This window comes from Halorubrum shenae, from assembly GCF_051194165.1.
Taxonomy (GTDB): Archaea; Halobacteriota; Halobacteria; order Halobacteriales; family Haloferacaceae; genus Halorubrum.
Genome location: NZ_JBLZNI010000043.1, coordinates 1 through 1,507, shown reverse-complemented (window position 1 = coordinate 1,507; position 1,507 = coordinate 1). Strand labels below are relative to the sequence as shown.

The following is a 1,507-nucleotide window of genomic DNA, read 5'->3' as shown; positions in this document are numbered from 1 at the left end:
GGTCAGGATGAATCCGACAACGCCTCCACAATCCACCATCGATGGCAGGGCCGGATATTCCACCGTTCTCAACCCGGACCTTTAAATGAAATGCGAGTATAAATGATTATACAGGCGTTTCAGAATGTTGGAAGTCCACCGCACCCACAAAGCGAAAATCCTCAACCACAGTCAGGTAGAGGGGTCGCTTGACCGCCACGGGTGGAGTGCCAGTAAACTCTGGAACGTCGCTAACTACCACACCCGGCAAGTCTGGGAGGAGACGGGTGAGATACCCGATCACGGCGATCTCAAAGACGAGTTGAAAGGTCACACCAACTACAAGGGACTGCATTCGCAGTCCAGTCAGCGCGTTCTGGAGGAACTCGCTGAAGCCTTCAACTCGTGGTACGAAAAGAGGAAGTCAGACAATCGGGCGAACCCGCCCGGCTATCGCAAGGAAAACTACTACGACGACCACGGCAACCGCGTTCACGAAGAACACCCGCGTTCGACGGTGACGTGGAAGCAAAACGGCATCAAACACGACTCGAAGAACAACCGAGTCCGGCTCTCGAAGGGCGCGAATCACAAGGGCCACCCGAAAGCGTGGGAATACATCCTTGTCGAATACGAAACCCGCCCCGGCGTCACGGTCAAGAACGTTCAACAGGTTCGTGCCGTCTACGACAGCTCAAAAGGCCGGTGGGAACTACACCTCGTCTGCAAAGACGAAGTTGAGACACCCGACGCCCCCGGCACCGAGTCGGCTGGTGTTGACCTCGGTATCTGTAACTTCGCGGCAGTTGCGTACAGTACCGAGGAAGCCGACCTGTATCCCGGCAATCGCTTGAAACAGGACGGCTACTACTTCCCAAAAGAGATCGCCAAGTGCGACGACTCGGGTGGCGAAGAAGCCACCCGTCTACACGCGAAGTGGTCGGAGCGCCGCACCCACTTCTTTCATGGTCTCGCTAAGCATATCGTCGAGAACTGTGTCGAGCGGGGTGTTGGTCGTCTCAATGTCGGCGATTTAGAGGGCGTTCGTGAGGATGAAGATGGCCAAGCGAAGAACTGGGGTCGGCACGGTAACCTTGATCTGCACGGCTGGGCGTTTGACCGCTTCACGTCGATTCTTACGTACAAGGCGAAGGTCGAGGGGATCGAGGTTGTGGAAGTGCCCGAACGCGACACGAGTAAGACGTGTTGTACATGCGGTAGGAAAGACGAAAGTCAGCGCGTCAACCGCGGTTTGTATGTGTGTGATAGGTGCAACGCTGCGTTCAACGCAGACGTGAATGGGGCGGAGAACATCCATCTCAACATCAACAAAAGTAACTCCGAGTCTTCGCCCAGTTTGGGTGAAGATAGGAGTACCGGCTGGTTGGCACAGCCTGACGTCTACCTTCATGACTTGTCCAGCGGATTCCAACCGCAGGATCAAGTGGTAGACTGCAAACCCTAATATCCCAATCCAGCGGTACGGTACCGTGGGATTCCCGCGTCTTCAGGCGCGGGAGGATGTCAA

General features: G+C 55.7%; 1 protein-coding gene. It reads left to right on the top strand.

The genetic code is table 11. From position 1 onward, the window contains the following. Nucleotides 1-124 precede the first annotated feature (124 nt). Entirely contained in the window at nt 125-1,444 is a 1,320-nt protein-coding gene (locus ACNS88_RS17545) for an RNA-guided endonuclease InsQ/TnpB family protein (RefSeq protein ID WP_435100624.1), read from the top strand. The last annotated feature ends 63 nt before the right edge of the window (nt 1,445-1,507 follow it).